The sequence below is a fragment of the Arthrobacter sp. B0316-5-4 genome (assembly GCF_059090325.1).
In genome coordinates, this window is sequence record NZ_JBNHFN010000003.1 from 536,241 (window position 1) to 560,921 (window position 24,681).

Below are 24,681 nucleotides of genomic sequence, written 5' to 3' on the forward strand. Positions count from 1 at the left end.
AACCGGCAACACCAACTAAAGGAGTAAATGGATGTCTCTCGGAATAGTCTTCCTTTCCGAATTATTCGGAACAGCAATGCTTACCCTCTTGGGCTGCGGCGTGGTGGCGAACGTTACGCTCAAAGGCACTAAAGGAAACAATGGCGGATTCCTGATGGTGACCTGGGGGTGGGGTATCGCCGTTTTCGCCGGCGTTTTTGTCGCCGTGAAGTCCGGCGCGCACCTCAACCCAGCAGTTACCCTGGGCCTGCTGATCAATGGCAAGGCGGAGTACGCTGCGGGCGTCAAGGTGGACTTCGCGTCCACCCTCACCTATTTCGGCGGTGAAATGGTGGGTGCGATCCTGGGTGCCGTGGTCATGTGGGCTGCCCACAAACAGCATTTCGATGCGGAGCCTGAGCCCACAAGCAAGCTCGGCGTTTTCGCTACAGGCCCGGCCATAAGGTCCACTCCCTGGAACCTGGTCACCGAGATTATCGGCACGTTCGTCCTTGTCTTCGGGATCCTCACATTTGGTGGCACTCCCTCGGGCCTTGGTCCCCTCGCCGTCGCCCTTCTCGTGGTTGGCATTGGTGTCTCGCTCGGTGGACCGACCGGTTATGCCATCAACCCGGCCAGGGATCTTGGGCCCAGGATCGCCCATGCCCTTCTTCCCATCAAGGGCAAGGGATCCAGCGATTGGGGCTACAGCTGGATCCCCGTTGTGGGCCCACTCGTCGGAGGAGCCCTGGCCGGAGTGGTCGCTGCGGTTGTGCCGATAGTCGCGTCCTGAAGAAAGCAGACCATCATGAAACTCCAAGTCGCCATCGACCTCCTTACTACCGACGCAGCCTTGGAACTCGCGGGGAAGGTGGCCGAATACGTGGACATCCTGGGGCTCGGGGCTCCGTTGATCAAGTCTGAAGGTCTCCCGGTTGTCAGCGCCGTCAAGAAGGCGCACCCCGACAAACAGGTCCTGGCGGACCTGCAGACCATGGATGCTGGAGAGCTTGAAGCAAACCTTGCCTTCGCGGCAGGCGCTGACCTGGTGACGGTGCTGGGTGTTGCTGACGACTCGACCATTGCGGGTGCGATTAAGGCGGCAGCTGAATGCGACAAGGGAGTGATCGTCGACCTCCTTGGCGTGGAGGACAAGGTGGGCCGCGCCCGTGAGGTCCGAGCCTTGGGCGCCAAATACGCGGGGATGCATGCTGGATTGGACGAGCAAGCCCAGCCGGGGTTCGACTTGGCGCGGCTGCTCCGTTCGGGCAAAGAAGCAGGCGTTCCGTTCTCTGTTGCAGGTGGGGTAAAGCTGACCACGATTACAGACATTCAGCAGGCCGGCGCGGACGTGGCCGTCGTCGGAGGTTCCATTTATGGCGCCGCGGACCCCGCCCAGGCGGCGCGGAAGCTTCGAGGTGCTGTCATGTGGCTCCCCGTGCCGCGGACGTGACCACGGATGCGTAGCTCAATCACCAAAGCCTGGCGCCGGCTGTTGCAGGCGATGTCCTATCTGCACCCGCTTCCGCCCGGGCAGGAACCCGTCAGTTGCGTGGTGTGCGGGCACAGGGAACCCGGAGACGACGCCGACCAGCTGGACTGGTTCGTCGTCGCCACCGGGTTCTTGCCGAGCTGCATCAACTGCGCCCTTAAAACGTGATGCGGCTACCTCATATCAGGAGGGCCGGGTCGATGAAATCTGTTCTCGGGTCCGCGACAGCTTCCGGGTCTTTCCTGCGGAAAGTTGCGGGAATGCCGATCGCTACGGAGCGCGGCGGAACGTCACGAACGACAACGGCATTCGCGCCTACGGCAGAGTCTTCGCCGATCGTGATGGGACCCAGTATCTTTGCGCCCGCGCCGAGCATGACGCGATTTCCGATGGTGGGGTGCCGTTTAGTCTTGCTCAATGCCCGGCCGCCCAGCGTGACGCCTTGGTACATGAGGACGTCGTCACCGATTTCAGCCGTTTCCCCCACGACAATACCCGTTCCATGGTCGATGAAAAGTCGTCGCCCGATTCTGGCTCCTGGGTGAATGTCGATCCCTGTGAGGGTCTTGGTCGCTTGGGATATCAGCCTCGCCAAACCTTGCAGGTGCCGTTTCTGCCAGAGGGCGTGCGCCAGACGGTGGCTCCAGATTGCGTGAACCCCTGAATAGGCTAGGGCGACCTCGAAGAGGTTGGACGCCGCTGGGTCTTGCGTCTTGGCGGCCTGCAAGTCTTCCTTGAGGAGGCTCAGAATACGCAGGTCCGCGGCCGCCTCGCAGTTCATGGCGTTAAGGCGTTTTTCCGTGTTGGTGGACTTCGCACGGGCAATACATGTTCCGGCACGTGTAGCAGGCGGGCATCATCTTGCACCGTTGGCAGACCTGGCAGTCCACCGGCTCAACGTGCCGACCCGATCCTGCTGACGTATACGGCTCGCCGCAGTGATAGCAGGGCGGACGCGTCGGGTCATCCTCATGGCCGCGAATTCCGTTGTTCTCCATCAGTCGCCATCCGTATCGGCGATGCCCTCGTCAATGATGTCTATGCCCAGGAGCATGAGGCACGCCATGACCAGGAGGACTATCCCTGTCAGCAGGTCCATGCGGAGGCGGGGCAGGAAACGGGGTAGGAAGCTGGCGATCGTTCGGCCGATTTGGTGTCCCGCGACTGACATCACGAACGTGGTCAGGGCGAAAAGGGCTGGAGCAAGCCACGGCGAATGGCCCGCCAGTCCAAGGGTGGCACCGGCTGCGACGTTGTCGAAGCTTAGGGGCAGGGGCAGCCAACGCCGTGCCGTTTTCATGTCGAGATCGGCATGTTCGGGAAACCTCAGCGCCTTGATGATGAGCCACAGGCTGTAGGCGCCCAAGCCGATCGCACCGATGACTCCTGCCATGCCTTCAATCTTTGTGCTCAGATATGCGCCGATCAGGATCCCTGCCACCGGTGCCATGCCATCCCACGCAGCAAAGACCAGTGACGTCCTTACTGACGTGCGCCAGTTGGGTTTGAGGCCGCCAAGCACAATGGACGTCCGAAAGTTGTCCAGGCCAAGGGCAAACCCCAGCCCCACCAGGGCGATCATGGTTTGTCCCTGAGAATGGTGGGGGACAGCTGGACGGGTGTGCCTGTGGTCCTTCGCGGGGTCACCGTCATTGTCCGGTTGGGGCGACCCATCGCTGCGCGGGGGATCAGTATCCCGCCCGCGGGCCGGGATGGATCGTTCGCCGTCGCCACGGCAGCTTCAATGAGGCCGTGGTCAGGGGAAAGATGGCAGACCGGGTCAGCCCGGGCGGCATCGCCGGTCAGGGCAAAGGCCTGGCAGCGGCAGCCGCCGAAGTCGATTTCCTTGCGCTCGCAACTGCGGCACGGGTCGGGCATCCACGCGTCACCGCGGAATTGCTGGAAGAGTGGAGCCTCTTCCCAGATCCACCCCAAGGAGTGGTCGCGGACATTGGCCGAAGGGATTCCGTGGCCGATCGTCAATTCGTGGGCGGCTGGACACGGCAGTGCATCGCCGTTGGGCACTACGGTGAACTGCCGGCTGGCCCACCCGTCCATGCAGGGTTTTGGATACTTGCTGTAGTAGTCCGGGATGACGTAGATGATCTCCATGGATCCCTCCAGACGTTCCCGTGCCTCGCGAACCACCACTTCGGCGTGGTCGAGCTGATCCCGGCTCGGAAGTAATTCGGGCTGGTTAATCCCCGCCCAGCCTGCGTATTGCGTATTTGCCAACTCGATGCGGTCGGCGTTCATCGCTTCAGCCATGGCGATGATGCCGGCGATCCGATCGATGTTCAGCCGATGCAGGACGACGTTGAGGGTGAGCGGCCAGCCCAGATCCTTCACTTGCTGGGCGACCACCTGCTTGCGGGCAAACGAGGGAGTGCCAGCGATGAGATCGGAGAGTGGTTGTTCGTCTGACTGAATGCTGAGCTGCACATGGTCCAGGCCGGCCTCGCGAAGCTCCGCCGCACGGCTCCTTGATAAGCCAAGCCCGCTGGTGATCAGGTTGGTGTAGAGGCCCAGTTGGTTGGCGGAGCGCACCAACTCGACAATGTCGTGGCGCTGGAGTGGCTCGCCGCCGGATAGATGCAATTGCAGGACGCCCAGGTCTGCGGCTTCGGCGAATACCCGTTTCCACTCCTCCGTGCTCAGCTCATCGCGGTAGTCGTCGAGTTGAAGCGGGTTTGAGCAGTAGCCGCATTTGAGCGGGCAGGCATAGGTGAGCTCAGCGAGCAGTCCGTAGGGCTTATCCATGTTCTACCTCCATGCCGTGCTTGGTGACGAGCCCCGCCACGAAGCGTTGGATGTCGCCGAATGCGACCTGGTCGTACTGGCCGCGCAGTTCGGCCTCGATCTCTGCGAGAGTCCTGGTGGAGTCGCATAGCTCCACAATCGCGGCGCCGGTGGCGTTGATGGTCCAAATGGTCTCGGGTGAGAGCAACGCGTACTCTCCGCGCGCGGCGTTGAAGACCAGCCGAACGTGGGGGGACAGCCTTGGCCGGTCTGTTGCATCAACGATTTCCATAGCCCTGCTCAATCGCATCGAGCATGCTCCACAGGACATCGCATTTGAAGGACAAGGCGGCGACGGCGGCGGCTTGTGTTTCCGGGGTGACGCAGTACTTTCGTACGATCTCCAAACCGTGTTCGGAGTCGCGGGGGGCCTGGGAGATGCGGGCGCGGAAATAGGCGAGGCCTTCCGGGGCGATCCAGGTGTAATAGCGTTCGAAGGCCGAGAGCCGTTCCGCCATCAGGTCCGGGGCAAACAACTCGGTCAGGGACGATGCGACGGACTCCACCCAGGGCTTGGTGCGGGTGAAGGTGACATACGCATCTACGGCGAACCTCACCCCGGGAAGCAGGTGCCGCGAGTCCTCCACCTCTTCGCGCATCAGGCCGACAGCTTCACTCAACCGCAGCCAGGACTCGATTCCGCCGGTTCCCTCCGTGACACCGTCGTGGTCGATAATCCGCTGCACCCAGCGTCGCCGGACGTCGCTGTCCGGGCAGTGGCTGAGGATCGCCCCATCTTTGCGGGGGATATTCATTTGGTAGTAGAAGCGGTTCGCCACCCAGCCCCGGAGTTCCTCCGGGGTGGACTGGCCTGCGTTCATGCGCCGATGAAAGGGATGCTCGCTGTGATACTGCTTGGCGTGGGCACGGAGGGACTCTTCGAGCTCATCCGGCGTGAGTATTGCTGTCATAGCTGCTCCTTAGATTTCCAACTCGAGCCCGTCCACGGCGACCTCCATGCCATGCCGGTCGAGGTGCAGGCGTTCTTGTGAGTCGTCGAGCAGGATGGGGTTGGTGTTGTTGATATGGACGTAGATCTTGCGCCGGATCCCGAGGGCCGACAACGCTTCGAGGCTGCCGCCCGGCCCAGTGATGGGAACGTGTCCCATGTCCCGTGAAGTCTTGTCAGCCAGGTTGAGCCTGGCCATTTCGTCGTCGCGCCAGAAGCTGCCGTCGATCAGGAGGGCGGAGCAATCCTGGAATTCCTCGAGGATGTCCGGGGTGAGTCGCTGCACGCCGGGAAGGTAGACCAAGGATCTGTCCGTGGTGGTGTCAGTGACCCGATAGCCCACCACGCGGCCATAGGAAGCTGTGCCTTCGAAGCGCGTGCGCTTGCTGGTGGGGACGTTGAAAGCGCGGTAGGACAGCCCTGGCCCAAGCTGCGTCTCCACACCCGGTATCACGGGTTTCCACTTGACGGGGCAATATTGTTCGAGCGTTCGCAGAATGCCGCTACCGGAGGTGAGTGTTCCGTGCACTGACTCTGTGGCATGCACTTCGAGGCCACCGCCCTCGCGCATCAGCAGCAGCCCCAGGGAATGATCAAGCTCAGCATCCGTGAGCAGGACGGCCTGTACTTGGGTTCCTTGGCCTGCTACTGGATGCAGCTCTTCGAAGGATTCCATTTGTGATCGGATGTCCGGCGAGCAGTTGACAAGGAACCATTGCCGACGGTCAGCGCTGACCGCGATGGACGATTGAAGGCGCGGAACACAAGGACGTGATCCGTCCCTTGCCGCACTGCACGAAGGGCAGGCGCAGTTCCACTGCGGAAAGCCTCCTCCAGCTGCTGATCCCAGTACGCGTACCCACATCTCTGATGACGCCTTTCGTTGCGGTGGAGGTGTTATGGGCGGAGGTATGCCGGCTATGGTTGCCGGCATACCTCCGGACCACTACTTGGTTGCCACGTAAGCGGTTACTTCTGCCGATACGCGGATTTCCGCGAGCGTGGGAGCCTCCCAGCTCTTCTTCGTGCTTTGCTCAGTCATGTTCCTTCTCCTTTCATTTATGGATGGGTTTGCAGGGGACGATTCAGTCGGGGAGGGCGAAGGCGATGACAGCGCTGCCGTGACCTTGGCCAAGGAGACCCGGAACGATCCCTTCCAGCCAACCGCCCCAACCGACGGGCACCACGACATACTGCTTACCGTCGACGCTGTACGTCGAGGGACTGCTGTGGTGTCCGCTTCCGCACTGGAATTCCCAGAGCTTTTCACCGGTGCGGGCGTCCAGTGCTACGAATTCGCCGGTAGGGGTGCCAGCGAACACCAGGTCCCCGGCCGTGGCCAGCACGGACGCGGCCATGGGGTAGTCGATGCGCCAGCGCCATTTCTCTTCACCGTAGGTGTCGAACGCACTGACTGATCCGGCCATGTTGTCGATGTCCACTTGGACACCGGCGCCCCAGTACGGGATGCCTTCCTTGAACTCCCGTCGACGACGCGTCGCGGTAGCACCGACGTCGGCCACTGGCACATAGAACAGCTCAGTTTTCTGGCTGTACGCGGCATGCGTCCATTCCTTCGCACCGGCCGGGCCGGGGTAGAAGTGAACCGGTTCGCCTTCTTTGTCGGGATACTTGCGCGGCGTTACTTTCCCATCCCGGGTGATAACGCCCCAGTCGATCCGGTCCACAAAAGGAGTTACGTGCTGCAGCTCGCCGTTGGTCCGGTCGAGGACGAAGAAGTAGCCGTTCTTGTCGAAATGGCCGAGCAACTTCTTTCCATCACGTTCAAACAGGGTCATCTCCATAGTGGAGTCGTAGTCCCACAGGTCGTGCGGCGTGAACTGGTAGTGCCATTTGATTTCCCCGGTGTCGACATCCATCGCGACGACACTGTCGGTGTAGAGGTTGTCCCCTTCACGGACGCCGCCATCGAAGTCCGGCGCAGGGTTGCCGGTACCGGCGTAGTACAGATTCAGCTCCGGATCATAGGTTCCGGTAACCCAGTGGTTTCCGCCACCGCGCTGCCAGGCCTCGCCGTCGTCGGGCCAGGTCTCCGAGCCCGGTTCGCCGGGCTTGGGCACCGTATAAGTGCGCCAGCGCTGCTCGCCCGTTTCAAGGTCCCAGCAGTCGATGTGGCCACGGACCCCGAACTCGCCGCCAGCGCTGCCGGTGATGAGCGTGTCCTTGATGACAGTTGGGGCAATTGAGGCACTTTCACCTGCGCGTACATCCCCAATGGTCTTCTGCCACACCACATCCCCATTTGTTGCGTCCAGCGCCAACAGTTGGGCATTCGGGGTCACGAAGAAGACCTTCCCCTTCGCTACCGCACAACCCCGGTTGACGTTGCTGCAACAGAGCGAGACGTCAAAAGGCACAGCATGCTTGTAGCGCCACAGCTCCTTGCCGGTCACCGCGTCCAACGCCCAGAACCAGCCGTCCCAGCCGGTGACGTACATGACGCCGTCGACCACCAGCGGGCAGGCTTCGAAAGCATAGGTCGAGGTGGCGGCCATCTGGCCGGACTGCCCAGCCTGGAAGATCCATGCGGGGCTGAGCTTGCTCACGTTCCCGGCATTGATTTGGTCCAGCAGGCTGTAGCGCTGTCCGTCATAGGCGCCGTAGTACGTCAGCCAGTTCTGTGATTCCGAACGCGCCTTCAGGAGGCGCTCGGAGTCGATGTCGTTTGTCACGGCGGGCGCGATCCTCGCCATGCTGCTCAACGCACTGTGGTTGATAGCCTCGCCGGCGTCCACATACTCAACAGTCATCTGTCTGTTCCTTTCTATGAGCGGGGTTGGGTGGGACGATCGAGTCGGGCTTCAGGGGGCACTTCACCCTGCACGACGATCGCGGCGGTGAGGCCGCGTCCTTCGTCGTTGCCTCCCGGCGAGCTGTACCAGTAGTAGCCCGGGCCATCCAGGCGGATTGTCGCTTTGCCCCTCGAATGGTTCACCAGCCAAAGGAACTTCTGGTCGCCGTTGCTCGGCAACAGACAGGCGTGGGTGTTCTTGTCGTCATTGATGACCGTCAGTTCGAGATCACCACCATGCGGCAGAACCAGAATCGCTGGCTCCCAGCAAACCTCGTCTTCCTTGATCCGGATGGTCGCCTCCATAGTGCCGTCGGCACGCTCCGTCGCCTCCGCGATGGAACCTGTGGCCAATACCCGGCCCATGGATGCTTTGTTCTGCCCGTCCAAACCAAGCCTGGCCAGCAACTCTGATCGTTCCTCAGTAATGTGTTCTTCAGCAATCGTCACCAGACATCACCTCCTCGTGAAATCACATACGAATTACGCGAACCTGCATGCGTAACAGCCAGCTCGTCCGAGCAGCTGAGAGCTAACCGTATGCCCGCCCAAACCCGCCGAACAGCCACTACCGCCGGCCCCCCGGAGCGCGCCGTTCACCCCTCCGAAGGTGCCGTTCACAGCCGCTTCCACAGTGCGTGGACCAGATTTCCGGCATGGGTTTGCGCGGCACGAAAATAGTGCCCGCCAAAGCAAATGTGTGAACTACGTCACGAAATCCACCAAGCCGCCACTAATGGCTATAGACGCAGGCCATGGGTTGGCCTTTGGTCCAAAACGCGTTCCTTGACGGGCGCCAAGGAGGTTTCCATGCCAAATGAGCAACGATCACAACCGGCTGCCGTTCACTCAAACAGAACCGCCGTATTGCAAGCGTGGGAACGCTTTGTGGGCGGTGAGGATGACGTCCACGGGGTAAGGCCCGAAGTCGCGATATCGTGGCAACGCTCCCGGGATGTCTACCGCATAGACCCCTTTTTGACGGAGGCGCCAAATGCCGTGTCGGATGCCACCCACTCCCTGGACCAGGACACCGTCTTCGCGGAGCTGGGGTTTTGCGCTGCTGCGATGGCGCACGAGGTAGCAAAGGTGGGCGGTGTCGCGACGATCGCCGACGCCAATGGCCGGATAGTTGCCGCATGGGGCGACAGGAACACACGCACGATCGCTTCCGAGGGTGGGCTTGCGCCCTTTTTCAGTTGGTCGGAGAGTTCGGTTGGAACCAACAGCATGGGAACCGCGCTCGAAACCCGGCGCGCAGTGATGATCAGGCAATCCGAGCACTGGCTGCAGGCGTTCCATGACTGGTCCTGCGGTGCGATCGCGGTGCGGGAGTTGGTGGGTGGAGAGCCCATCGCAGTCCTCAATATCTCCTGCTGGGGCAGCGAACTGCCGGCCTCCGCACGGAAATGGCTGGAGACCTCCGCCGCCCGGACCCAACACGTCCTGAGGGGGAGGGCCTACGATAGCGGCAATGAGCTGCTTGCGGTTTTTACCCAGGCGCGGGGACGCTCAACCGATCCGCTCGTCGCCGTTGACACTGAGGGCGGAGTGGTGATTGCCGACGACAGGGCGAGCATTATCCTGGGCATACCGGGCAATGCACCCGCGGTGGATCCGGTGGTCCGCTGGACTCCGCAACTCCCCCCATTTATCCATGCCGCACGTTATGCCACCAAGAGGGCTGCCATAGACTCCGGGTGGACCGGGTCAACCCAAATCTTTACGCGTTTCACCGACGAACCGACGTCAATCGGTATTCGCCCGGTGTTCCTCCACAACAATCTGATCGGCCATTTGATATCTTTCGGGGCCTTCGCCGGCGAGCACTTTCCCCAGGCCGAAACAGGCGGGATCCTGCTGGGAGGATCGCGGCGGGTTGTAGCCCTCCGTGAGGAGAACAGGATGGTGCTGTTGAGAACCTCCGAAGTGGCGGTGGCGGAAGCCGAGGGAAACGAAGTGTGGCTGCTGACCGACGAAGGCAAGCTACGGGCTGCTTTGTCCGGCCTGGACAAGCTCGAAACTGACCTCTCGGATACGGGGAGCTTCCTGCGTGTGCACCGACAGTACCTGGTCAATCTCAGCCGCATTCGCGAGGTGGAACGCCGGGAAAAGGGCGAATGGGTTCTCATCATGGACAACGCCGAGAACACGATGGTTCCCGTTTCGCGAAGGAACACCCGCACGGTGCGCCGCGCACTGAACATCTAAGCCCACCGACTGAGTTGCGGGTCAGCCGACCGTCTTCAAGTAGTTCCGGATCCCGTCCACCACCAGTTGGTGGTCGTCATCGGATGACAACCCGGACACTGTGATCGCCCCAATGACGCCAACCCCACGGACCCGGATGGGGAATGAGCCCCCTGCCAAGGTGTAGTCCTCCGGCGCAAGCCATCCGCCGCCCAGGGGGTCGCGTTCGGCAAACTGCTCAGTCAGCAGGGCCGTGCTGTTTTCAAACCGCAGCACTGAAGCGGACTTCCGGCGGATCCACTCTTCCTGGTCGGATGTGGCACCCGGCAGGACGCATCGGAAGAGCACTATGTTGTGCCGCCGGATATCGATGGCGACACCGAGGCCGGCGGACAGGGCGTGGTTGGCGATCAGCGATCCCAACCGCCAGGCGTCGTGGTGATCGAATGCTGCGAAAACCAGTTCCTCTTCCTGCTGGCGGAGTTCTGCGAGGAGGGGTGAGTCGCTCATGCGGCACCCGCCCCGTTGGAAGCGCCGTCGGCGTCGTAGCTCAGGCCGATCTGGCTGCGGATCTCGTCCATGGCCGCCATGATGGCAACAGTTTCTTCCGGCGGAAGGATAGTTCCGGCAGTGTCACCGGCACGGACCAAGCGTTCAAGTTCTGCTGCCTGGTACTGCATGCCCCGGCTGGTGACGGGCTGCTCATACCGTTCAATAACCGCACCATCGGCACCCCAAACGGTGAAGGGCACGGGGTTGTACCAAGTGTGTTCGATGTCGATCCAACCCTCGCTGCCGATCACCATGGCCCGGTTGGCGCTCGCAGCGTCCAGTTCGCAGTCCACCAAAGCCTGCGCGCCGCCGTCGTAATCAAAAATCGCCGCCGTCTGTCGGTCCACACCGGTGGCCGTCATGGAAGCGCTTGCCCGGATCGCGGCGGGCGTGCCCAGGATGTCGAAAGCGAAAGAGATGGGGTAGATGCCCAGGTCCAGCAGGGCCCCACCACCCAGTGCGGGATCGTTCAAGCGGTGGGAAGGATCCGTGGGAAGGCTTTGGTTGTGGCTGGCCACCACTTTCCGGACCTCGCCGATGGTGCCGGCCGCGATGACCTCGCGCACACGGATCATGTGCGGAAGGAACCTCGTCCACATGGCTTCCAAGGCCACGAGCCCTTTCGATGCGGCCAGGTCAATGATGTCCTGGGCTTCGCGGGCGTTCATGGTGAACGACTTTTCCACCAACACGTGCTTACCCGCATTCAGGGCCAACAAAGCGTTCGCGTGGTGGAACGGGTGCGGTGTGGCGATGTACACCACGTCTACCAGGGGGTCGGCAACGAGGTCCTCGTAGCTGGCGTGCGCGGTGGCGACACCGTGCTGTTCGGCGAATGCCTTGCTCGATTCCAGCGACCGTGATCCGACCGCCTGGACCGTGAAACCGTTGTCATTGAGGTCCTGCGTTTGCAGCCCGGCGATGAAGCCGGTGCCGAGAACTCCCCAGCGGATGGTGCCGTCTGAAGTGCCATTGCTGAGGGTCACGGGCTTAGTCCTTTGGTGAGTCGTTGAGCGGGTATGCCACAAACGCAAAGCGCGTCGAATCCGGCGACCAGCTGTTGACGTTGAGGGTACCTTGGCCGCCGAAAAGTGGCCACGTCTGGAGGGGAGTGGTCCAGTCTTCGGTCGAAACAAGTACGACGGCGACCGGCAAGTCGGCAGGATGGCCTTCGGTGCCGCTGGGGAACCGGATATACGTCGCGAAGCGGCCGTCAGGGGAAAGGTGCGGGAACCAGTCCACGGATCCCGAGGTCAGAAGCTGCTCGAATCCGCTCCCGTCACTGCGGACCCGGGCCAGTTGGGCGTGGCCGGGAGCAGAAGTGAAGGACTCGGTATTGAGGTAGATCCACTTGCCGTCCGGCGAGTACTCCGGCCCGTCGCAGTGACCGCGCCCGACAACAACCCGGGCGGTAGCGCCGCCGTCGGACGCTATGGTCATGAGGCGACCGGGCTGTGTAAAGTCGCCCGCTTCGATACCCACGTAGGCCAACTCCTTGCCGTCGGGACTGACGCCGTGGAGGAAGTGGAATGTGCCGTCCTCGGCCGTGATCCGCTGGGCAGGACCGCCACCCAATGATGCCCGGTAGATGTGGCCGTCGTTGGCTGAAAGGTAGATGCCGGCGCCGTCGGGCGCGAGGACGTGATCGTTGTTCAGGTCCGGGACGCCGGTCAGCGGAACCGCGGTGAGCTCCGCGGAATCGACGTCCAGGGTCCACAACTTGCCGTCCCCGTTGAGGACCAGTGCCGTCCCGTCGAGGGTCCAATTCGGTGCCTCAAACAGGACGTCAGTGGAGGTGAACAGCAGCTCGGCCTGACCGCTGACCGACGCGACCCACACCTCGCAACGCTGACCGGGTCGAAGGGTGCGGATCGCGTCGGCCATGGGCTAGTCCTGGCTGAAGGCGGCGTCGAACGAGGTCTGCGACGCGGGGAAGTCGAACTTCTTCAGGGCGGCGAGGGCTTCGGGGGCGCCGTGGAGGCGGTCCATTCCGGCGTCTTCCCATTCCACGGAGATGGGTCCGTTGTAGCCGATCGCGGTGAGGGCGCGGAAGGAGGATTCCCACGGCACATCGCCGCGTCCGGCGGAGACGAAGTCCCAGCCACGGCGGGGGTCGCCCCAGGGCAGGTGCGAGCCCATGACGGTGTTGCGGCCGGTGGGACGGAGCTTGGTGTCCTTGCAGTCCACGTGGTAGATCCGGTCCTTGAAGTCCCAGATGAAGGAGACGGGGTCGATGCCCTGCCACATGAAGTGGGACGGGTCCCAGTTCAGCCCGAACGCCGGCCGGTGGCCGATCGCTTCGAGGGTGCGCACAGTGGTCCAGTAGTCGTAGGCGATTTCGGAGGGGTGCACTTCGTGGGCGAAACGGACACCGCATTCGTCGAAGACGTCCAGGATGGGGTTCCAACGGTCGGCGAAGTCCTGGTAGCCGGCCTCGATGACTTTCTCCGGGACGGGCGGGAACATCGCCACGTACTGCCAGATCGAGGAGCCGGTGAACCCGACGACGGTGTCCACTCCGAGGGCCTTGGCGAGGCGGGCGGTGTGCTTCATTTCCTCGGCTGCGCGTTGGCGGACGCCTTCGGGGTCGCCGTCGCCCCAGACTTTGGAGCCGACGATGGCTTCGTGGCGGAAGTCGATGGGGTCATCGCAGACGGCCTGGCCTTTGAGGTGGTTGGAGATGGCCCAGACCTTGAGGTTGTACTTTTCCAGGACAGCGAGCTTGGACTCGACGTAGCCGGGTTCGTCCCAGCGCCAGGCGTCCAGGTGGTCTCCGGAGACGGCGATTTCCAGGCCGTCGTAGCCCCAGCCCGAGGCGAGCTTGGCGACTTCCTCGAAGGGGAGGTCGGCCCACTGGCCGGTGAACAGGGTGTACGGGCGGGGCATGTCAGGCTCCTTTAATAGGGGTTGCGTTGAGTTGGATCAGTGAGCTTTTGGCGGCTGCGGACTCCTCCACGGCGGCCAGTATGTGTTGGACGTTGAGCCCTTCTTCGAACGACGGCGATGGCTGGCTTCCGTCGCGAATGGCGAGAAGGAAGTCGCGGATTTGGTGCGTGAAGGTGTGTTCCCAGCCGATGATGTGGCCCTGCGGCCACCACGCTTCCAGGTACGGGTGTTCGGGCTCGTTGACCAGGATCCGACGGAAACCCTGTTCCCGGACCGGCACGGTCGCATCCAGGAAACCCAGTTCATTGAGGGCCTCCAGATCGAACAGGATGGTGCCTTTGTCGCCGTAGATTTCGAGTTTGAGGGAGTTCTTCTGGCCCGTCGCCACCCTGCTGACTTCCACCGAGGCGATTGCTCCGGAGGCAAGGGTCAGGGTGGCCCAGGCGGCGTCGTCGACCGTTACATCTTCCAGGCCGTCCGCTCCGGGGCGCCGGTCCACGAAGGTGTGCAGGCGGCCGGAGACCTCGGTGACCGCATCGCCCAACAGGTAGAGGACCTGGTCGATGGCGTGTGATGCGATGTCCCCCAATGCACCGGAGCCGGCGGTTTCTTTCCGGAGCCGCCAGGTCATGGGAGACTCTGCGTCGGAGAGCCAGTCCTGGAGGTAGGCGGCGCGGATGTGGCGGACGGTGCCGAGGCGGCCTTCGGCGATGAGCTCTTTGGCCAAGGCCAGGGCGGGGACGCGGCGGTAGTTGAAGCCGATCATGGACTGGACTCCGCGTTTGCGTGCCTTCGCCGCGGCGGCGGTCATGAGTTCGGCTTCCGCCAGGGTGTTGGCGAGCGGCTTTTCCACCAGCACGTGCTTGCCCGCTTCGAGCGCAGCGATGGCGATTTCGGCGTGCATCCAACCCGGGGCGCAGATGTCAATGATGTGGATGTCGTCCCGTTCAATGACCGAACGCCAGTCGGTGGCGGATTCGGCCCAGCCATACTTGGCGGCGGCCTCGGCCACTTGCGTGGCGTCCCGGCCCACGAGGACTTTCTGCTCGAAGGCCGGGACGTCGAAGAAACTAGCCACGTTCCGCCACGCATTCGAGTGGGCCTTCCCCATGAAGGCGTAGCCGATGGCGGCCACGCCGAGAGGCTGGTTGGAAGGCAGGGACGAGTGTGTGGGCGTGCTCATGGTTCGATTCCTCGCTGGGTTCGCTGCGGATTTCTAGAGGGTTGCGGTTTCCGGCGCCCAGTCCTCGGGCAGGGCAGCCGAGGTGGGGGCGTTGCTGGTGACATCCACGAACGAGCCCGACTCCACGGATTCGGCGATGGAAACCATGCTGTCCAGCACGTGGTAGGCGAGGTCGCCAGTGGCGCGGTGCGGGGTGCCGGCTCGCAGGGCGCGGGCCATGTCCAGCACGCCGAGCCCACGGCCATTGGCGGGCCCGGTCGCGGCGATGATCTCGGGTTCTTCCGCGCCCGGACGCCAGAGCTTCAGGTCGCCGTCGAAATAGTTCGGGTCCGGCAGCGAGAGCGTCGCCTCCGAGCCGGTGATTTCCACGAAGCCCATGCGTTGGCGCGGCGACTCGAAGGAGAACACACTGTGTGAGGACTGGCCGCCCTCGAACTGAGCCATGGCCGAAACGTGCGTGGGGACCTCGACGGCGAATTCCTCGCCGGCCTTGGGACCGGAACCGATCACGCGGGTCGCCTTCGCGGAGGAGCCGACGGCGGCCACCTTGCGGATCGATCCGAACGTCTGGATCAGTGCGGTGAGGTAGTACGGGCCCATGTCGAACAGGGGTCCGGCGCCGTGCTGGAACAAGAACGCAGGGTTCGGGTGCCAGGATTCCGGTCCGGGGGTCTGGAACGTGGTCATGCCGGTCAGCGGCGTACCGATGTCGCCGCGCTCGATGATCCGTCGCGCGGTCTGCAGGCCCGCACCAAGGAACGTGTCCGGTGCGGTGCCCAAGCGGATGCCCGCGGCGTCGGCTGCCTTGAGCAGGCCCAGCCCGGACTCGCGGTCCAGGGAAAACGGCTTCTCGGTCCAAACATGCTTGCCCGCGTTGACCGCGGCCGTCGCCACCTCGACGTGAGCCGCCGGGATGGTCAGGTTCACGATGATCTCGACGTCGGGATGGTTCAGCGCCAGCTCCGGGGCACCCCACTCGGGGATCCCGTATTCCTCGGCACGGGCCTTGGCGGCCTCTTCGAACAGGTCGGCGATCACCAGGACCTTGACGTCCGGGAAGGTGGTGAGGTTGTCCAGGTACTGCTTGCTGATGTTGCCCGCACCGATGACTGCTACGCCTACGGCGCCTTTGCGGGTGGAAGGTGTCAAGCTCATGCCTTGGCACCTGTCGATTCTGCGTTGAGGAATGCGAGCGATTCCGTGATGCCCTGGAAGATGTCGCCGGAGTAGTCGTCGAACTCAACGACGCCAACTTCCAAGGACTTCGCTGCGGCGATGACGTCCAGCACGGGGATGGTGCCTTGGCCTGCGGGCTGCTGGGCCTTGGTGTCGGTGTTGCCCGGGCCGTCCTTGATGTGGATCAGCTTCACGCGGTCACCCAAACGGGCCAGGAGTTCCACGGGGTCCTGGCCGCCCACGGCAACCCAGTAGGTGTCCACCTCGAGGACGAGTTCCGGATCCAACAGGCCCTCGAAGTACTCCAGCGCGGTCTTGCCCTCGATGGTGGACTCCAGCTCCCAGGCGTGGTTGTGGTACCCCACGCGGATGCCGTACTCAGCACCCTTCTTGGCCGCGGCGTTGAGCTTGGCCGCCGTACTCTGGATGGTTTCCGCGTCCTGCCAGTGCTCAGCCGGGAGGAACGGGTCGATCACGGTGGTAATGCCCAGTTCCTTGGCAGCGGCGAAGATCTCATCCTGGTCGGCCGACAGAAGCGGCGCGTGTCCTGAAGGAGCGGTCAGGCCGTTTTCCTTCAGGGCAGCCCCGAGCTCGGCTGCGGTGGCCACGAAGTTGTACGGCTCAACTTGCGTGAAACCGATCTCGGCGACCTTTTTGATGGTTCCAGGCAGATCCTCCTGGATGGCATTGCGGAGGGTGTACAGCTGGAGTGAGTACGACATTGTTTTCCTTTGCGGGAGTGGTTTATGCAGGGAATTCAGGCGTTGGCGCCAGTCTAGTTAGCGCCCGGCGAGGGAGCCACCGATTCCGCCAACGCTGAAGTACTTGTTCAACGTGGCGAAGACGATGATCGGGGGAAGCATCATGACGACGGCCAGCGCCATCACGGAGGTCCAGTCTGTGGCGTTCTGCTGGAAGAAGGATTGGACACCCATGGGGAGGGTGAAGATCTCATTGGAGCGGAGGAAGACGATTGCCACGAGGTAGTCGTTCCATGCGAGCAGGAAGGCGAAGATCGCCGTGGAGAGGATGCCCGGCAAGGAGTTGCGCAGCACCACCTTGGTGAACGACCCGAAGACCGAGCACCCATCGATCCACGATGCTTCTTCAAGGCTGATGGGGATCGAATCGAAGTACGCGGCCATCATCCAGGTTGCGACTGTCATGGTGGAACCGACGTAGATGATGGTGATGCCCAGCAGGTTGTCCACCAGTCCCATCCCTGCGAAGAGGATGAACAGCGGAACCACCGAGGTGATGATCGGCAGGGACTGCATGACGAACAGGAGCAGCGAGTAGCCGGAGACTGCCTTGGACCGCCCGCGGGAGAGGACATAGCCGGCAGGTGCTGCCACGGCTACGGACACCACAACCGTGGAGAGCGTGGTGACCAGGCTGTTCTGCAGCCACGTCGCAGCCAGTGTTCCGTTGAAGACGTTGGCCAGGTTTTCGAAGGTGAACCCGGTCGCGGTGCTGTTGGGGCCTGGTGTAAACGCCAGGACCACGGTGACCATGATGGGAACCAGGACGATCACGGTGATGGCCAGGATCAGGACAAACCGCCACCAGCGTCCGCGCATGCCGGCTTCGGAGAGGACCCGGCGGGTTTTGCCCGTTTCGCTGATGCCGAGGGCCGGGCCGGATTCGGGGTGGGCGTGGAGTACAGCGCTCATTATTCGACGCTCGACTTTCGGATCTGGCGGTACAGGATGACTGAGATGACCACCAGGGTCATGGTCATGAGGAAGGCGATGGCAACGCCTGGCCCGGTGGCGAAGTCCTGGAAGACGGTCCGGTAGGCCAGGACCACCAGCGAGGTGGTGGCGCTGACAGGTCCGCCGCCGGTGAGGAGGTAGATGGTGGGGAAGTCATTGACGCAGAAGATCGTCATGAGGATCCACGAGATGTACGTGGAACGGGCGATCAGCGGCAAGGTGATTTGGGTGAACTGCTGCCAACGGCTGGCACCATCCATGCTCGCGGCTTCGTAGACGGTGGTGTCCACCGAGGCCAGGGCCGCGGAGATCATCATCATCATGAAGGGGAAGGAAACCCAGACCTTGAACACCATGACAGTGATGGACGCGAGGGTCGGATCGGCCAGGAACAGTGGGGTTCCCAGGCCGAGGCCCCGGAAGATCGACGGGATCAGGCTGTCAGGTGTGGCAACCAGCCAGTTCCACGCGGTGGAGGAGACCACGATCGGCACCACCCACGGCAGGAGCAAGAGGACCTTGAAGGTATTGCCTGCGGGGATTTTGGTCCGCAGCAGCAGGGCCAGTCCCAGGCCAACAAGCCAGGAGCCGAACACGCCAACAATCGTGAACCACAGGGTGAACTGTGCAGCCTTCCAGAACGCCGGCGAGGACAGGACGTTGGCGAAGTTTTCCCCACCAACGAAGTTTCCCGTCTGGAGCAGGTCGCCGTCGTGGGTAGCCTGGACCGCGGCGTGGATCAGCGGATAGCCGTGGATCAGGACCAGCAGGACCACGGAAGGCAACAGGAGCCAGAAGAAGGTCTTGGTGGTTTGCGCGCTCAGTTTGCTCTTGCGTTTACCAGGGGAGGCCCCCGGCCCGCCGGGGGCGAGCCCCCGGCGGGCCCGGGACAAGCCCGAAGGTGCGGTGGTGGATGTCATGGCTGGACCCGTTCTACTTCTTCAGGACGGATTCGAGGCCGGACTGGAACGTCTGCAGGGCGCTCTTGGCGTCCTTTGCCTGGCCGGTCAGGATGGACTGGCTGAACTGGTTGAGGGCCTGGCCGCCGTCGAGGGCTGCGAGGTTGGCGTTGAGGGTGCTGCCCTGGGAGGCGAACGTCTTGGCGATGGGCTGCCAGTCCTTGACGATCTTGACGTTGTTGGGATCGTTGGCGAACTCGGGCGTTTCGGTGATCGACTTGAACACCGGAAGCGCGGACATGAGCTTCTGCTTCCACAGTTCCTTGAGCTGGCCCATGTAGTAGACAAGGAACTCTTCGGAGGCCTCCTGCGAGGGGGTGTTCTTGTACATCATGATGTTGTTCGGGAAGACGATGGTGGCTTTGTCGCCGTGCGGGCCGGTGATGGGGTCGGCCACGAGCAGGTCGCCGGAAGTGTCGCCCACGCGCTGCGGAACGTTGACCTGGAACAGGCCGAATCCTGCCTTGCCGTCCTTCCACTGGGCCGACATGTTGTCCGTGGTGTAGCTGACCGCGGCTGGATCGATGATGCCATTGGAGACAAGCTCCAGGACGAATTCCATGGCTTCGACGTTGCGGTCGTTGAGGAGGTCCAGTTCGCCGGCCTTGTTCCAGACGCCGCCGCCGTTGTTGACCATCATCATGATCATGGAGTGGTTGCCGTAGTTGTTGCCCGAACCGGCGCCTGTGGCGAAGCCGAACGCGCCAACCTTCTTCAGTGCCTTGCCGGCTTCGAGCAGGGATGGCCAGTCGGTGGGGAGCGAGACTCCGGCTTTCTCGAACAGCGACTTGCGGTACCAGAACACGCGCATGTCCAGCTGCCACGGTACTGCGACGTAGCCCTTGTCCGACTTGAACGGATCGAGCACTCCGGGAAGGAAGTCGTCGAACTGGCCGTTGGACTTCATCTTCTCAATGACTTTGTCTGCGTACGCGATCTGACCCTGCTGATCAAACTGGAACGCCTGGAAGCCACCACCAGTGGAAACAGCGGGACCGGTTTTGGACGCGATGGCCGAGGAGAACGTCTGGTAGAAGTTGTTCCACTGGATGATCTGGTAGTTGGCCTTGGCGTTGTTGGCGCCGGAGAAGCCCTCAGCGATCTTCTTGGCGGAATCGTTGTAGGCCGGTGTTGCCCACGGCATATCCCAGAACTTGATGGTGCCACCGGCACCGCCGCCACCGCCGCCCTGGCTGGCTGAGCCGCCTCCGCAGGCGGCGAGCAGCGGCACTGAGGCCGCGGCGGCGGTCAGGCCGAGAAAGCCGCGGCGGGAGAATGCTTTGTTGGCTGTGGACTGAACATTCATAGTGATTCCTTTCGGGACCGGCAACGCGGAGTCCGCGTCGATACGCCGGTCCAGCTCAACTTTGAGTAGGGCAAACGGATACTGAATGGCTGGTACTGCTTTGTGTTGCGGTGGTTCAGGTGAGGTTGGAAACGGATTCGGACAGTTCCGCGAAGCGGCGCAGATCTGAGGGGACGGTGCCGGCGTCGAGGTGTTCCTTGAGTCGACGCCAAGTGGCGCGGTGGGCGGATTCGTACAGGGTGGGCAGAAGCAGTTCGCCGTGCGGGTCGGTGACCTTGACCGTGGCCGGCCACGCCGCGGACGGTTCAGGCAGCGTGAGGTCGACGCCGCCGTCGTCCGTCAGCATGCTGAGCTGCAGGGCCGCGGGCCGGGCGTCGGTCAGCACGCCCTGCAAGGCGACCGGGGCGCCGTTGGCCAGCGTCGCGGACACCGTGTAGCCGGTGTCGCGGTGGCCCACGGTCCGCAGCTTGCCCAACGGACCCGTGACACGCACGACGGCGGCAAGATGGTCCGCGAGCAGCTCACCGGAGTTGGTGCCGGCCGGGGCGGTTGCGACGGTGTCGACCATCGCGGCACGTCCGGCGAGGGAGCGGACTGCGTCCTCGGCTGCGGGCATTGCGGGGTTGGATGCCCAGCGCTGGTCCAGGACCACTGCGGTGTTGCTGCGTCCGGCGGCTGCCGCGAGGGAGTCGGTGTTTTCCGGTGCCGGGTTGACCACCACAATGCCGCGCGCACCGTCGTCGATGGCCGTGGCCGCCTCGGCGGTCCAGCCTGGCCGGCCGGCAATGACGTGTACGTGGGCCTTTGCTTCGGTAGCGGGACCGAACGATTCGGGTAGGGACGCGACCACCAACGCCACGGCACCGGCGACCTGGGCCTCGGGCGCGGCTTTGACTGTGTACTTGTGGCTCATGCGCGGATTCCTTCGGCTACGGCGCGCTGCGTCTCGAGGGTGGCTACCGTAGCGTCGGCGATGTCCAACGCGAAGGTCAGGTCGTCAATCAGGGTTTGCGCGGTGGGCGGCTGCTTCGCTCCCGTGGCGAGGGCAGCAAGTTCGCGCCACTCGCCTTCGTAGCCGTTGTGGTCGAAGGGGCCGAGCACTGTGGTCGTGGTGCCCCGCGTCAAGGCGGCGGTGGCGGAACCGGCCTGCACGTACGACGGTGTGAAGTCGATGTGCAGGGCAGCGTCGTCTGAGATGGCTTCGAAGGTCCATTCCGGCTTCCACGTGTTGTTCATGGCCGCGCGGAGTTCGATGGTCCGGGTGGGGGTGCGGAGTGAGATGACGTAGCCGAACGGGCGGACGTGGCGTGCCTCGAGCACCTCGATGTCCTTGAAATCGGGGGTGAACCGGCGGATCAGCGGGAGGTCGTGGATGGCCAGGCCCATGATGCCGCCGCGGAGTGCGCCCTTGATTACCTCAGGGTCCGAGTAGTCGGGTGTGCCCCCAACGGGGCGCGTGATGATCTCGGTGGCGAAGTCCTCGAACCGGGCGTTGGGTGGGAGGACGATCGAGGAACGGATGGTGTGCGTGGTCTCGGGGAGGTCGGTCCAGTTCTCCTGGGCGGGAAGCCAGCCGGGATCAAAGGTGTGCATGGCACCGACGATGATCGGCACTCCGGTTTCCGCGCTGACCGCTGAGATCCGTGCCGCTTCCCCGGCGTTCATGGCGAAGGGCTTCTCGCAGAGGACGGCCTTCTTGCCGGCGCGGCAGGCAGCGATGACCTGCTCGGCATGGAACTGGTGGGGGCTGCAGATGGCGACAATCTCGACGGCGGGATCGCTGAGGAGGGCGTCGACGCTGGTGCTGTGGGTGGCGCCGACGCGGGCGGCGACAGATTCGGCGACGGAGGGGTCCACGTCCATGATGTGGCGGACGGTGAGGATGTCGCCGAGCCGGGCGAGGGACGGCAAGTGGATGGCCTGGGTGACAGGGCCGGCGCCGAGGATGCCAACACCCAAAGGGCGGGTGGCGTCTGTGTGGCTGGACAAGTTCAGTTACCTCTTCGTAAGCGGACTTCTGGAGGTGAATCGATGGGGGAGATGGTGAGAATCGATCGCCTTGATGTGCTGCTCATCACAACCTAGGGGGACTTTTGCCGAGCGTCAAGCAAAAGTTGAAATAAGGCCGACATACTTCTGCTGCATGACACGCATAAGCAATCGTGCTTCACTAAAGACATGACTTCAGCCAGCGCAAACGACGCCGGAAATGCCTCCGTGGTGGAGGTCGGCAACCTTTCGCGCGCTGGCGATCTGTTCCAACTTCTCCGCGACGGCCAAGCCCGCACCCGAGCTGAACTTGCCGTCACCACAGGGCTCGCCCGTTCAACAGTTGCGTCCCGCATCGATGCCCTGATTCATTCCGGCCTTGTCGGTCCGGCAGGGGAGGCGAGCTCCAGCGGCGGCAGGCCGCCGTCGCGCTTTGCCTTCAATCCCGCCGCGCGCGTGGTCCTGGCGGTCGACGTCGGCGCAACCCACGTGATTGTTGCCGTCACCGACCTCAGCGGCAGCATCCTCGCTGAGCGGCGGCTGGGCCAGGAAGTCGCCGACGGGCCCGAAGCGGTCCTGGGCCGTTTGGTTTCCGCGGGACGTGAGCTCCTCGCCGAGGCAGGTCGGGAGCTCGGGGACCTCGCCGGAATGGGCATCGGATTGCCGGGGCCGGTTGAGCACGCCACCGGGCGGCCCGTGAAGCCGCCCATCATGCCCGGTTGGGACGGGTTCGACGTCGTCACTTACGTTCAGCGATTGCTGCCCGTTCCCGTTTTGGTGGACAACGACGTCAACATCATGGCCCTCGGCGAACGGACCGCATTTTGGCCCGACCACGATAACTTCCTGTTCATCAAGGTCGCCACCGGCATCGGCGCAGGCATCATCAGCAGTGGCGAACTGCAACGCGGCGCCAACGGCACGGCCGGCGACCTCGGCCACGTCCGTGTTCCGCGCGGCGACGACGTCCTCTGCCGATGCGGCAACCACGGCTGCCTCGAAGCGCTGGCCTCAGGTCCCGCCGTCGCCCGTCAGCTCAAGGCGCAGGGGCTCGAAGCCTCCACTGGCGGGGACGTGTTGCGGCTCGTGGGCGAGGGAAACCTGCAAGCCATCCAGGCGCTGCGGCAGGCCGGTCGCGACGTCGGCGACGTACTGGCCACCGTGGTCAACCTGCTCAATCCGTCCATGATCATTATCGGCGGCAGCGTGGGGGAAGCCGGCGAGCACCTCGTAGCGGGCATCCGCGAAGTGGTCTACCGGCGGTCCCTGCCACTGGCCACCACCCACCTGCGCATCGGTATCTCCATGGCCGGCGACCGTGCAGCCATCCTGGGCGCCAGCCAAATGGTCACACAACACGTTCTTTCGCCGGCCGTGATTGAAGCCACGCTGCAAGCTGCAGGCTGAGCCCCGTTGGGTGCCGTTCGCCGGGTGGCGGCGTGATAGCAATGAAAGTGATGTCTATTTTCTTTCCTTCCCGGTGCGTCCAATGAGCCAATTCCTTGCCAAAGTCCCGCGCGGCTGGCTGATCCTCGCGTGTATTGGGCTCATTGCCCTGAACATGCGCGGGCCTTTCGTCGCGGTGGCGCCCGTGGTGGACTCCCTGCGGCAGGACCTCGGGTTCTCGCCGGTGGAACTCGGGCTGCTGACCGGCATTCCCGTGCTCTGCTTCTCCTTGGCGTCCCCTCTGGCTTCGTTGGCCGGGCGGCGGCTCGGAGCCGAGTTCGCGGTGATGCTCACCCTGCTTGGGGTATTGGCCGGTGTGGTGATCCGCTCCAGCGGCGGTGGTGCCCTGGTCATGGCCGGCACGGTCATCATTGGCCTGGCCATCACCATCGGCAACATCGCGGTGCCGCTCATCATCCGGCGTGACTTCGCACCCCGGCGCCAAGCCACTGCCATGGGCGTCTACACGGCTGCGCTCAACATCGGCTCGTTCCTCACATCCGTGGCGACGGCGCCGTTGGCTGAGCTCGTCGGCTGGCGTCTGGCCCTGGCCGCGAGTGCACTATTGGCGTTGGCCGCCATCGTGTTCTGGGTGCCCACTGTTGGTGCACGGCGGGCTTTCGTCCCTGCCGCTGTTCCCACCCCCGCTGCTTCCGGCGCTGGCCAGGTGGCCGGCGTCGGCTGGCTGACAGTTGGCCTGACGCTCGGCTTTGCCGGCCAGGCCTTCTCCTACTACGGCGTCACCGCCTGGCTGCCCAGCTTCCTCGCTGATGAGCTCGCCATGGGCACCGCCGAAGCCGGTGCCGGCTCCTCGCTCTTCCAGATCTTCGCGATTGTTGGCGGCCTGGGCGTGCCACTCCTGGCCCGCTTCGCCAGTACGACGACGGTGGCGGTCACCTTGAGCGCGCTCTGGCTGGCCGTTCCCGTGGGCCTGTTACTGGCGCCTGGGTTCTGGTGGCTGTGGTCTTCGATGGGCGGTATTGCCCAGGGTGGCGGCATCACGGTCATCTTCATTGCCATCATCAAGTTCGCACACTCGCAAGCGTCCGCCGGGAAGATGTCCGCAGTGGTGCAAGGGGTTGGCTACTGCTTCGCGGCGCTGGCTCCCACCATTGTTGGCTACGTCCACAGTGCCTCTGACGGCTGGACTGTTCCGCTCTTCGTGATCCTCGGCTCCGTGCTCACGTTCTGCGTGTGCACCACGTTGTCCGTGCGCTGGGTGGCGCGGCAACGCTAGGCGCGTCGGGC

At 63.4% G+C, this 24,681-nt stretch carries 27 protein-coding genes; 6 read left to right on the forward strand and 21 right to left on the reverse strand.

The annotated features are described in order from the left end of the window. Positions 1-31 precede the first annotated feature (31 nt). From AC5RU9_RS11070 to AC5RU9_RS11080, 3 genes are read left to right on the forward strand one after another with little or no spacing between them, the layout of a single operon-like run. On the forward strand, positions 32-772 hold the full coding sequence (locus AC5RU9_RS11070; RefSeq protein WP_211713795.1) for an MIP/aquaporin family protein: 741 nt from the start codon (positions 32-34) through the stop codon (positions 770-772). A 15-nt stretch (positions 773-787) separates the two neighbouring features. After that, on the forward strand, positions 788-1,432 hold the full coding sequence (gene hxlA, locus AC5RU9_RS11075) for a 3-hexulose-6-phosphate synthase (protein WP_494016475.1): 645 nt from the start codon (positions 788-790) through the stop codon (positions 1,430-1,432). A gap of 6 nt (positions 1,433-1,438) precedes the next feature. Continuing rightward, positions 1,439-1,639, forward strand: a complete 201-nt coding sequence (locus tag AC5RU9_RS11080; protein WP_494016476.1) for a hypothetical protein — start codon at positions 1,439-1,441, stop codon at positions 1,637-1,639. 10 nt (positions 1,640-1,649) lie between these two features. Here AC5RU9_RS11080 and epsC read toward each other — a convergent pair whose 3' ends face one another. The 9 genes from epsC to AC5RU9_RS11125 form a co-directional block, all read right to left on the reverse strand. Beyond that, the gene (gene epsC, locus AC5RU9_RS11085; protein WP_494016635.1) at positions 1,650-2,228 is read right to left on the reverse strand and encodes a serine O-acetyltransferase EpsC; all 579 of its coding nucleotides are present in this window, start codon (positions 2,226-2,228) and stop codon (positions 1,650-1,652) included. 240 nt (positions 2,229-2,468) lie between these two features. Further along, positions 2,469-3,053: a manganese efflux pump MntP gene (locus AC5RU9_RS11090; RefSeq protein ID WP_494016477.1), complete on the reverse strand. Its 585-nt coding sequence runs from the start codon at positions 3,051-3,053 to the stop codon at positions 2,469-2,471. Continuing rightward, entirely contained in the window at positions 3,050-4,231 is a 1,182-nt protein-coding gene (gene pqqE / locus AC5RU9_RS11095; protein WP_494016478.1) for a pyrroloquinoline quinone biosynthesis protein PqqE, read from the reverse strand. Before pqqE ends, AC5RU9_RS11090 begins: the two co-directional genes overlap by 4 nt. Next, the gene (pqqD, locus tag AC5RU9_RS11100) at positions 4,224-4,502 is read right to left on the reverse strand and encodes a pyrroloquinoline quinone biosynthesis peptide chaperone PqqD (protein ID WP_494016479.1); all 279 of its coding nucleotides are present in this window, start codon (positions 4,500-4,502) and stop codon (positions 4,224-4,226) included. Before pqqD ends, pqqE begins: the two co-directional genes overlap by 8 nt. Further along, positions 4,489-5,181, reverse strand: a complete 693-nt coding sequence (gene pqqC, locus AC5RU9_RS11105) for a pyrroloquinoline-quinone synthase PqqC (protein ID WP_494016480.1) — start codon at positions 5,179-5,181, stop codon at positions 4,489-4,491. Before pqqC ends, pqqD begins: the two co-directional genes overlap by 14 nt. Before the next feature lie 9 nt (positions 5,182-5,190). After that, a complete protein-coding gene (gene pqqB / locus AC5RU9_RS11110) occupies positions 5,191-6,153 on the reverse strand; it encodes a pyrroloquinoline quinone biosynthesis protein PqqB (RefSeq protein WP_494016481.1) in 963 nt (320 codons plus the stop codon). A 12-nt stretch (positions 6,154-6,165) separates the two neighbouring features. Then, positions 6,166-6,261: a pyrroloquinoline quinone precursor peptide PqqA gene (pqqA, locus tag AC5RU9_RS11115; RefSeq protein ID WP_211713785.1), complete on the reverse strand. Its 96-nt coding sequence runs from the start codon at positions 6,259-6,261 to the stop codon at positions 6,166-6,168. Positions 6,262-6,304: 43 nt separating this feature from the next. Further along, positions 6,305-7,990, reverse strand: coding sequence for a PQQ-dependent dehydrogenase, methanol/ethanol family (locus AC5RU9_RS11120; protein ID WP_211713784.1), 1,686 nt, complete (start codon positions 7,988-7,990; stop codon positions 6,305-6,307). Between the two features lie 14 nt (positions 7,991-8,004). Then, positions 8,005-8,481, reverse strand: a complete 477-nt coding sequence (locus tag AC5RU9_RS11125) for an MSMEG_3727 family PQQ-associated protein (RefSeq protein WP_211713783.1) — start codon at positions 8,479-8,481, stop codon at positions 8,005-8,007. A 360-nt stretch (positions 8,482-8,841) separates the two neighbouring features. On the opposite strand from AC5RU9_RS11125, the gene AC5RU9_RS11130 reads away from it, so the two are divergent. Further along, complete coding sequence (locus tag AC5RU9_RS11130; RefSeq protein ID WP_494016482.1) at positions 8,842-10,242, forward strand: DNA-binding protein; 1,401 nt, start codon at positions 8,842-8,844, stop codon at positions 10,240-10,242. Between the two features lie 21 nt (positions 10,243-10,263). Here AC5RU9_RS11130 and AC5RU9_RS11135 read toward each other — a convergent pair whose 3' ends face one another. The 12 genes from AC5RU9_RS11135 to AC5RU9_RS11190 all read right to left on the reverse strand — a co-directional run bounded on the left by AC5RU9_RS11135 (position 10,264) and on the right by AC5RU9_RS11190 (position 21,987). Further along, positions 10,264-10,731 (reverse strand): heme-degrading domain-containing protein, encoded by a 468-nt coding sequence (locus tag AC5RU9_RS11135; protein WP_494016483.1) that lies wholly within the window; start codon positions 10,729-10,731, stop codon positions 10,264-10,266. Then, positions 10,728-11,759, reverse strand: a complete 1,032-nt coding sequence (locus AC5RU9_RS11140; protein ID WP_494016484.1) for a Gfo/Idh/MocA family protein — start codon at positions 11,757-11,759, stop codon at positions 10,728-10,730. The genes AC5RU9_RS11135 and AC5RU9_RS11140 overlap by 4 nt, the downstream gene beginning before the upstream one ends. 4 nt (positions 11,760-11,763) lie before the next feature. Further along, the gene (locus AC5RU9_RS11145; RefSeq protein ID WP_494016485.1) at positions 11,764-12,657 is read right to left on the reverse strand and encodes a TolB family protein; all 894 of its coding nucleotides are present in this window, start codon (positions 12,655-12,657) and stop codon (positions 11,764-11,766) included. Positions 12,658-12,660: 3 nt separating this feature from the next. Next, complete coding sequence (locus AC5RU9_RS11150) at positions 12,661-13,659, reverse strand: sugar phosphate isomerase/epimerase family protein (protein ID WP_494016486.1); 999 nt, start codon at positions 13,657-13,659, stop codon at positions 12,661-12,663. A gap of 1 nt (position 13,660) precedes the next feature. Further along, positions 13,661-14,842, reverse strand: coding sequence for a Gfo/Idh/MocA family protein (locus tag AC5RU9_RS11155; RefSeq protein ID WP_494016487.1), 1,182 nt, complete (start codon positions 14,840-14,842; stop codon positions 13,661-13,663). A gap of 33 nt (positions 14,843-14,875) precedes the next feature. Next, the gene (locus AC5RU9_RS11160) at positions 14,876-15,997 is read right to left on the reverse strand and encodes a Gfo/Idh/MocA family protein (RefSeq protein ID WP_494016488.1); all 1,122 of its coding nucleotides are present in this window, start codon (positions 15,995-15,997) and stop codon (positions 14,876-14,878) included. Continuing rightward, positions 15,994-16,740 (reverse strand): sugar phosphate isomerase/epimerase family protein, encoded by a 747-nt coding sequence (locus AC5RU9_RS11165; protein WP_494016489.1) that lies wholly within the window; start codon positions 16,738-16,740, stop codon positions 15,994-15,996. The genes AC5RU9_RS11160 and AC5RU9_RS11165 overlap by 4 nt, the downstream gene beginning before the upstream one ends. A 57-nt stretch (positions 16,741-16,797) precedes the next feature. After that, on the reverse strand, positions 16,798-17,691 hold the full coding sequence (locus AC5RU9_RS11170) for a carbohydrate ABC transporter permease (protein WP_211713775.1): 894 nt from the start codon (positions 17,689-17,691) through the stop codon (positions 16,798-16,800). Next, the gene (locus AC5RU9_RS11175; RefSeq protein WP_211713774.1) at positions 17,691-18,653 is read right to left on the reverse strand and encodes a carbohydrate ABC transporter permease; all 963 of its coding nucleotides are present in this window, start codon (positions 18,651-18,653) and stop codon (positions 17,691-17,693) included. Before AC5RU9_RS11175 ends, AC5RU9_RS11170 begins: the two co-directional genes overlap by 1 nt. A gap of 13 nt (positions 18,654-18,666) precedes the next feature. Then, the gene (locus AC5RU9_RS11180) at positions 18,667-19,998 is read right to left on the reverse strand and encodes an ABC transporter substrate-binding protein (protein WP_211713773.1); all 1,332 of its coding nucleotides are present in this window, start codon (positions 19,996-19,998) and stop codon (positions 18,667-18,669) included. Positions 19,999-20,113: 115 nt separating this feature from the next. Then, on the reverse strand, positions 20,114-20,911 hold the full coding sequence (locus AC5RU9_RS11185; RefSeq protein ID WP_494016490.1) for a hypothetical protein: 798 nt from the start codon (positions 20,909-20,911) through the stop codon (positions 20,114-20,116). Next, a complete protein-coding gene (locus AC5RU9_RS11190) occupies positions 20,908-21,987 on the reverse strand; it encodes a Gfo/Idh/MocA family protein (protein ID WP_494016491.1) in 1,080 nt (359 codons plus the stop codon). Before AC5RU9_RS11190 ends, AC5RU9_RS11185 begins: the two co-directional genes overlap by 4 nt. A gap of 189 nt (positions 21,988-22,176) precedes the next feature. On the opposite strand from AC5RU9_RS11190, the gene AC5RU9_RS11195 reads away from it, so the two are divergent. After that, the gene (locus AC5RU9_RS11195; RefSeq protein WP_494016492.1) at positions 22,177-23,394 is read left to right on the forward strand and encodes an ROK family protein; all 1,218 of its coding nucleotides are present in this window, start codon (positions 22,177-22,179) and stop codon (positions 23,392-23,394) included. A gap of 82 nt (positions 23,395-23,476) precedes the next feature. Continuing rightward, entirely contained in the window at positions 23,477-24,670 is a 1,194-nt protein-coding gene (locus tag AC5RU9_RS11200; protein WP_494016493.1) for an MFS transporter, read from the forward strand. Positions 24,671-24,681: the final 11 nt, after the last annotated feature.

What these genes read in the sequence shown, in the direction of transcription:
- AC5RU9_RS11070 (WP_211713795.1), top strand. Translation starts at nt 32, where the DNA reads ATGTCTCTCGGAATAGTCTTCCTTTCCGAATTATTCGGAACAGCAATG.
- hxlA (WP_494016475.1), top strand. Translation starts at nt 788, where the DNA reads ATGAAACTCCAAGTCGCCATCGACCTCCTTACTACCGACGCAGCCTTG.
- AC5RU9_RS11080 (WP_494016476.1), top strand. Translation starts at nt 1,439, where the DNA reads ATGCGTAGCTCAATCACCAAAGCCTGGCGCCGGCTGTTGCAGGCGATG.
- AC5RU9_RS11090 (WP_494016477.1), bottom strand. Translation starts at nt 3,053, where the DNA reads ATGATCGCCCTGGTGGGGCTGGGGTTTGCCCTTGGCCTGGACAACTTT.
- pqqE (WP_494016478.1), bottom strand. Translation starts at nt 4,231, where the DNA reads ATGGATAAGCCCTACGGACTGCTCGCTGAGCTCACCTATGCCTGCCCG.
- pqqD (WP_494016479.1), bottom strand. Translation starts at nt 4,502, where the DNA reads ATGGAAATCGTTGATGCAACAGACCGGCCAAGGCTGTCCCCCCACGTT.
- pqqC (WP_494016480.1), bottom strand. Translation starts at nt 5,181, where the DNA reads ATGACAGCAATACTCACGCCGGATGAGCTCGAAGAGTCCCTCCGTGCC.
- pqqB (WP_494016481.1), bottom strand. Translation starts at nt 6,153, where the DNA reads ATGCCGGCAACCATAGCCGGCATACCTCCGCCCATAACACCTCCACCG.
- pqqA (WP_211713785.1), bottom strand. Translation starts at nt 6,261, where the DNA reads ATGACTGAGCAAAGCACGAAGAAGAGCTGGGAGGCTCCCACGCTCGCG.
- AC5RU9_RS11120 (WP_211713784.1), bottom strand. Translation starts at nt 7,990, where the DNA reads ATGACTGTTGAGTATGTGGACGCCGGCGAGGCTATCAACCACAGTGCG.
- AC5RU9_RS11130 (WP_494016482.1), top strand. Translation starts at nt 8,842, where the DNA reads ATGCCAAATGAGCAACGATCACAACCGGCTGCCGTTCACTCAAACAGA.
- AC5RU9_RS11135 (WP_494016483.1), bottom strand. Translation starts at nt 10,731, where the DNA reads ATGAGCGACTCACCCCTCCTCGCAGAACTCCGCCAGCAGGAAGAGGAA.
- AC5RU9_RS11145 (WP_494016485.1), bottom strand. Translation starts at nt 12,657, where the DNA reads ATGGCCGACGCGATCCGCACCCTTCGACCCGGTCAGCGTTGCGAGGTG.
- AC5RU9_RS11150 (WP_494016486.1), bottom strand. Translation starts at nt 13,659, where the DNA reads ATGCCCCGCCCGTACACCCTGTTCACCGGCCAGTGGGCCGACCTCCCC.
- AC5RU9_RS11155 (WP_494016487.1), bottom strand. Translation starts at nt 14,842, where the DNA reads ATGAGCACGCCCACACACTCGTCCCTGCCTTCCAACCAGCCTCTCGGC.
- AC5RU9_RS11160 (WP_494016488.1), bottom strand. Translation starts at nt 15,997, where the DNA reads ATGAGCTTGACACCTTCCACCCGCAAAGGCGCCGTAGGCGTAGCAGTC.
- AC5RU9_RS11165 (WP_494016489.1), bottom strand. Translation starts at nt 16,740, where the DNA reads ATGTCGTACTCACTCCAGCTGTACACCCTCCGCAATGCCATCCAGGAG.
- AC5RU9_RS11170 (WP_211713775.1), bottom strand. Translation starts at nt 17,691, where the DNA reads ATGAGCGCTGTACTCCACGCCCACCCCGAATCCGGCCCGGCCCTCGGC.
- AC5RU9_RS11175 (WP_211713774.1), bottom strand. Translation starts at nt 18,653, where the DNA reads ATGACATCCACCACCGCACCTTCGGGCTTGTCCCGGGCCCGCCGGGGG.
- AC5RU9_RS11180 (WP_211713773.1), bottom strand. Translation starts at nt 19,998, where the DNA reads ATGAATGTTCAGTCCACAGCCAACAAAGCATTCTCCCGCCGCGGCTTT.
- AC5RU9_RS11185 (WP_494016490.1), bottom strand. Translation starts at nt 20,911, where the DNA reads ATGAGCCACAAGTACACAGTCAAAGCCGCGCCCGAGGCCCAGGTCGCC.
- AC5RU9_RS11195 (WP_494016492.1), top strand. Translation starts at nt 22,177, where the DNA reads ATGACTTCAGCCAGCGCAAACGACGCCGGAAATGCCTCCGTGGTGGAG.
- AC5RU9_RS11200 (WP_494016493.1), top strand. Translation starts at nt 23,477, where the DNA reads ATGAGCCAATTCCTTGCCAAAGTCCCGCGCGGCTGGCTGATCCTCGCG.